Origin of the sequence: Vulcanococcus sp. CPBay_Sum15L08_68 (assembly GCF_017855895.1) — a bacterium.
Taxonomy (GTDB): Bacteria; Cyanobacteriota; Cyanobacteriia; order PCC-6307; family Cyanobiaceae; genus Vulcanococcus.
This window is the reverse complement of record NZ_JAFMFX010000086.1, coordinates 1-5,909: the sequence shown is the minus strand read 5'-3', so window position 1 is coordinate 5,909 and position 5,909 is coordinate 1. Positions and strand designations below refer to the sequence as shown.

Sequence of the window (5,909 nt, the reverse complement as noted above, 5' to 3'; positions counted from 1 at the left end):
GCAGGTCGCCTCCGCTTCATGACAAATCGGCTGACAGTTTGAAAAGCCGTGGCCAGGCTGATCACTGTTGAGCCCTGGCCCGTTCTTCATGCTTGAGCTGCTGCCGCCGCTCAACGATCACAACCTCCCTTGGATGGACACGATTCATCCAATCGTGGTGCATTTCGTGATCGCCATGGCCCTGATCGGGTTCGTGTTCGATCTGATCGGGGTGCTCTGGCGCCGCCCGGCGCTGTTTGAAGCCAGTTTCTGGAATTTGTTATTCGCGACGGGCGCAATCTTCGTTGCGATCATTTTTGGTCAGGTGGAGGCAGGTTTGGCCTCGCCCTATGGCGCAGCGCGCAACATCCTTGATATTCACACCACGATTGGCTGGTCCCTGGCCGGTGTGTTGTCCCTGTTGACGGGCTGGCGTTATGTGCTGCGCAGCCGTGATCCTGAGGCCCTGCCGCTCTCCTTTCTCGGAGCTGGGGCCTTGGTCAGTGCCTTGATCATGGTTCAAGTGGTCTTGGGCGACAAGCTGATCTGGACCTATGGCCTGCACACCGTGAAGGTGGTGGCGGCCACGCGGGAGGGGCTGATCTGATGCTCGTTCAGGCGATGGCCTTGGCCTACAGCCCAGAGGCCACTCCCATTGATCAAATCGCGGGGGAGTTAGGGCCGAATGGCTTGCCCTATGCCCTGCCCATTCATCCGAATTTGGTGCACCTCACCATCGGTTTGTTTGTGATTGCGATTGCCTTTGATGTGGTGGGTGCTCTGTACCCCCTGGAAAAACGGGTCTTTCGCTTTTTGGCCCTTCCGATTACCCGCGGGGGCTTTCACGACGTCGGTTGGTACAACCTGCTGGCCTGCTGCCTGGTGACTTTTTTCACCGTCGCCAGTGGCTTCTACGAAATGCTCACCGCCGTCCCGCTGCCGGGTGTTGTGAGCACCTTTGGGCTCGGCAGCATGACCACGATGCTCTGGCATGGCGTGGGCGGCGTGCTGCTGCTCACGGTGATTACGGCCATGACCGTTTGGCGTGGTTTCCAGCGCTATCTCTGGCGGCGCGACATGGGGCGCCAGGTGCAGTGGCTCTACCTGCTAGTCGGCCTCGGCATGTTTGCGCTGCTGGGTTTGCACGGGACCCTCGGCGCCCAGTTGGCAGCTGAATTCGGTGTGCACATCGCGGCTGACCAGTTGCTGCAGGCCGGCGCTGACCTTCACACCGCCCTGCCCTGAGATGAGCAATAGCGCCCCCCGCCCCAGCCTCTCCCGGCCCGCTCTGTTGGCCTGGTTGGTTTGGGTTGTTCTGCTCCTGGCCCTCAGCGTCTGGATGGGTCAGCAGTCCCACCATTGGCTTCCTGTTCAGGCCTCAACGGCGGCGCCGTTGGTGGATGACCTGTTCAGCTTGGAGACCGCCATCGGCACCTTCGTCTTCTTTGGCGTGGTCTCGGTGATGGTCTGGGTGGTGCTCTTCAACCGCGCCGAGAAGTACGACGACAGCGACGCCTTCCCGATTGAAGGCAACACGAAGTTGGAGGTCATCTGGACCGCTATTCCCTTTGTGTTGGTGATGGCGATTGCCTTCTGGACGATTCGCGCCAGCGACAAGTTGGGGATGTTGGGTCCGATGGAGCACATCCATCTGCGCAATTCCACAGAAGAGGTGGGGGGCTATCCCGGCGATCGCTTGCCGGCTGAACAGGTCGAGGTGATTGCCCGCCAATGGTCCTGGGAGTTTCGCTATCCCGGCAGCAACGTCTCCTCCACGGAGCTGCACCTGGAGCTGGATCAACCGGTGAGTTTGCGGTTGGTCTCCGAGGACGTGCTCCACAGCTTGTTTATCCCCGCCTTCCGCATCAAACAGGACGTGGTTCCTGGCCGGGCGATTGATCTGAATCTCACGCCAACGCGCGAGGGGATCTACCGCCTGCGGGATGCCCAGTTCAGTGGCACCTGGCATGCCGCGAATCAGGTCGATGTGGTGGTGGAGAACTCCCAGGCCCATCAGCAGTGGCTCGAGCAGGCCGCGCGCCAACCGCTGCAGGCGGGCCTGAGCCTTGCCGTGGATGAGTTCGCCATCCGTCAGACCAAGCCCAACCCGGGCTGGGCGACCGTCCCTCCCGCTCCGCCCCCTCAGGTGAATGTCCCTGGAGACCCCAATCAGCCCCATGACGCCTGAGACCTGAGCCGATGACCATCGCCACCTTTCCCCCTGAACCGCCACCGCAGAGCAGCTGGAAGCGCTACTTCGGCTTTTGCACGGACGCCAAGGTCATTGGCATCCAGTACATCGTTACGGCCTTCTTCTTCTTCTTGATCGGTGGCCTGCTGGCCATGGTCATCCGCGGGGAGCTGATTACACCTGCCGCCGATCTGGTTGATCGCTCGGTCTACAACGGCATCTACACGATGCACGGAACAATCATGTTGTTCCTGTTCATCTTTCCGGTCCTCAACGGTCTCAATAATCTGTTGATTCCAACCATGATCGGTGCGCCCGACATGGCCTTCCCGCGTCTGAATGCGGTGGCCTTCTGGTTGGTTCCGATCTTTGGATCGATTTTGATCGCCAGCTTTTTTGTCCCAGGTGGTCCGGCCTACGCCGGCTGGTGGAGTTATCCGCCCGTCAGTCTTCAGAACCCGGCGGGACACCTCTTCAATGGCGAGGGCCTCTGGATTACGGCCGTGGCCCTATCGGGGGTGTCCTCGATCATGGGTGCGATCAACTTTGTGACGACAATCCTGCGCATGCGGGCCCCGGGGATGACCCTGACCCGGATGCCTGTGTTTTGTTGGACCGCCTTTGCGGCCCAGTCCTTGCAATTGATTGGCCTGCCCGCGCTCACGGGCGGGGCGATCATGTTGCTGATGGACCTGAACTTCGGCACCAGCTTTTACCGGGCTGAGGGTGGTGGTGATCCGGTGCTCTATCAGCACTTTTTCTGGTTCTATTCCCATCCGGCGGTCTATGTGATCATCCTGCCGGTCTTTGGGGTCTTCTCAGAGCTGTTTCCGGTGTATTCCAGGAAGCCACTCTTTGGTTACCTCTACGTCGCCTTTGCCTCCTTCATCATTGTTGGCCTGGGCTTGATTGTTTGGGTTCACCACTTCTTCACCAGTGGTGTGGCGCAGTGGATGCGCAATCTGTTCATGGTCACCACCATGTTGATTGCCGTGCCAACGGGGGTGAAGGTCTTTGCCTGGCTGGGCACTCTTTGGGGCGGGAAGTTACGCCTGACGACCCCGATGCTGTTTTGCCTGGGGGGCCTCTTCAACTTTGTCTTTGCTGGCATCACCGGCATCATGCTGGCCACGGTGCCGATCGATATTCACGTCTCCAACACCTACTTCGTCGTCGGTCACTTCCATTACGTGATCTACGGGGCCGCGGTGATGGGGATCTTTGCGGCGATCTACCACTGGTTCCCGAAGTTCACCGGGCGCATGCCCTACGAAGGTCTCGGCAAATTGCACTGCCTGCTCACCTTTGTGGGGGCCAATCTGAATTTCCTGCCCATGCATCCCTTGGGTCTGATGGGGATGCCGCGGCGGGTGTCGAGCTACGACCCTGAATTCACCTTCTGGAACGTGATCGCCAGCCTGGGGGCCTTTCTGCTGGGGGTCTCGATCATTCCCTTCCTGCTCAATATGGTGAGCTCCTGGATCCGGGGTCCTAAGGCCACCCATAACCCCTGGAATGCCATCGGACTGGAGTGGTTGTTGCCCTCTCCGCCGCCGGAGGACAACTTTGGGGAGGAGGTCCCCACGGTGATTGCGCGTCCCTACGGCTATGGCAGCGGCGAACCGCTGGTGGAACACCAGGCTGAGCTGGAGCGCGCCTTGGTGCTGCAGGAGGCGGCGCAATGACGACGACGACCCCGCAGGCTGAGTTGGAGCTGCATCCCAAGCACAACCTCACCGGCTTCATCATTTTTCTGTGCTCAGAAAGCGTCATCTTTCTGGCCTTTTTCAGCGGCTATGCCCTGCTGAAGACCTCAGCCCTCGACTGGCTTCCCCCTGGGGTCGAGGGGTTGGAGTGGAAGATGCCGCTGGTGAACACCGTGGTCCTGGTGTCCAGTTCGGGGACGATCGCCCTGGCTGAGCATTTCAAGGCCAAAGAGAACATGGCTCTCTTCCGGGGGTTCTGGCTGCTGAGCATGGCCATGGGGGCCTACTTCCTCTTTGGACAGGCTGTGGAATGGGGCGGCCTGAAGTTTGGCTTCACCTCGGGAACCTTTGGTGGCACGTTCTATCTCTTGACCGGTTTCCACGGCCTCCATGTGGCGACGGGAATCCTGTTGATGGGATTGATGTTGGTGAAGTCATTTATCCCCGGCAATTACAGCGGCGGGGAACAGGGAGTTCAGGCCACGTCCTTGTTCTGGCACTTCGTGGATGTCATCTGGATCATCCTCTTTTTACTGATCTACGTCTGGCAGTAGCCCAAGAACCATGATCATTGACGACATTCACTACGACGTCATCGTGATCGGCAGCGGTGCTGCTGGCGGCACGATCGCTGGGCAGTTGGCGGCCTCGGGCAAGCGCATCCTGCTGCTGGAGCGCGGTGGGGTGATGCCCCTGGCGGATCAGAACGTCGCGGACGTCGACTTGTTCCGCAAGGACCGCTACCACCCTGGTGAGCAGTGGTTTGGGACCGATGGGGATCCCTTCTCGCCCCAGACGATCTATGCCTTGGGTGGCAACAGCAAGATCTGGGGCGGCGTTCTCGAGCGCATGCGCGAGCGCGAGTTTGGCGGCCTCCCTCTGCAGGAGGGGACGGCCCCGAATTGGGAGCTGAGCTACGAGGATTTCGCCCCTTATTACGACCGGGCCGAAGCGCTCTATCGGGTCCACGGCGAAGCCGGTGTCGACCCGACTGAGCCTGGTCGCACTGGGCCCTATGGCCATCGCCCGAGGTCCTTTGAGCCCTGGGTGGCTGAGCTCAGGGCAGCGCTGGAGCGTCAGGGGACCCACCCCTATGCCCTGCCGCTGAGTTGGTCGGAATCTGCTGAGGACCCCACGGGTGATGCGGAGTTGTTCGGCGTGGATCTGGCGAAACAGGCCAGCAATGTCAGCATCCGTGATCGCGTCAAGGTGCGCCGCCTGCACGTCAACCCCAGCGGCAATGAGGTGCGTGCGGTCGAGGCGGAGGTCGACGGTCACGCCTGGTTGTTCAGTGGCGATCTGGTGGTTCTGGCCGCAGGCGCCATCAACAGTGCTGCGATCCTGCTGCGCTCAGCGACCGAGCACCACAGCCGCGGACTGGCCAACGGCTCTGATCAGGTGGGCCGCAATCTGATGAAGCCCCAGCTGACGTCGATTATTCAGCTGGCGGCGGCGGCCAATTCCGGTCGCTATGGCCGCAGCCTGGGCATCACGGATTACCTCTGGGGCGACAGCAATGTCAGCTTCCCCCTGGGCTCGATTGCCAGTGGCGGCGGTGTTCTGCAGGACGCCCTGTTTGCGGAATCCCCACCGGTTCTCTCCCTGGTGACCAAGTTGATGCCCAACTTTGGCCTGGAGCAATTGGCTGCCCGATCGGTGACCTGGTGGGCGATGAGCCCGGTTCTGCCCGATGCCCACAACCGGGTGACCCTGCGGGGGAATCATCTCCAGATTCACTACCTCCCGAACAACCGCGAGGCCCATGACCGCTTGGTCTATCGCTGGATCGACACCTTGAAGAAGGTGGAGAACGACCCCCTTTGCCATGTGGTGAAGCCCGCTCCAACGCACCCCCGCGGTGAGGCTCCTCTGACGGTGATGGGTAGTGTCTGCGGCACCTGCCGCATGGGCTCCAATCCGGCGACATCGGTGGTGGATCTCCAGGGGCGGAGCCATGAGCTGGCCAACCTCTATGTCGCTGATGCCAGCGTCTTCCCCAGTTGTCCGGCCGTGGGCATGGGGCTGACGGTGAT

Annotated in this window: 6 protein-coding genes; all 6 read left to right on the top strand. The window is 60.8% G+C overall.

From position 1 onward, the window contains the following. The first annotated feature begins 88 nt into the window (after window positions 1-88). Entirely contained in the window at window positions 89-586 is a 498-nt protein-coding gene (locus QZ189_RS10390; protein ID WP_296421715.1) for a DUF2231 domain-containing protein, read from the top strand. Next, window positions 586-1,224 carry a DUF2231 domain-containing protein gene (locus tag QZ189_RS10385; protein WP_010315899.1) on the top strand — a complete coding sequence of 213 codons (639 nt, stop codon included), beginning with the start codon at window positions 586-588 and terminating at the stop codon, window positions 1,222-1,224. Before QZ189_RS10390 ends, QZ189_RS10385 begins: the two co-directional genes overlap by 1 nt. Window position 1,225: 1 nt before the next feature. Then, complete coding sequence (locus QZ189_RS10380) at window positions 1,226-2,167, top strand: cytochrome c oxidase subunit II (RefSeq protein WP_010315901.1); 942 nt, start codon at window positions 1,226-1,228, stop codon at window positions 2,165-2,167. A gap of 11 nt (window positions 2,168-2,178) precedes the next feature. Next, a complete protein-coding gene (locus QZ189_RS10375; protein ID WP_247477504.1) occupies window positions 2,179-3,855 on the top strand; it encodes a cbb3-type cytochrome c oxidase subunit I in 1,677 nt (558 codons plus the stop codon). Beyond that, complete coding sequence (locus QZ189_RS10370; protein ID WP_010315904.1) at window positions 3,852-4,430, top strand: heme-copper oxidase subunit III; 579 nt, start codon at window positions 3,852-3,854, stop codon at window positions 4,428-4,430. The genes QZ189_RS10375 and QZ189_RS10370 overlap by 4 nt, the downstream gene beginning before the upstream one ends. Window positions 4,431-4,440: 10 nt before the next feature. Continuing rightward, window positions 4,441-5,909, top strand: a 1,469-nt coding sequence (locus tag QZ189_RS10365; protein WP_296421713.1) for a GMC family oxidoreductase, incomplete at its 3' end; no start/stop codon positions are given.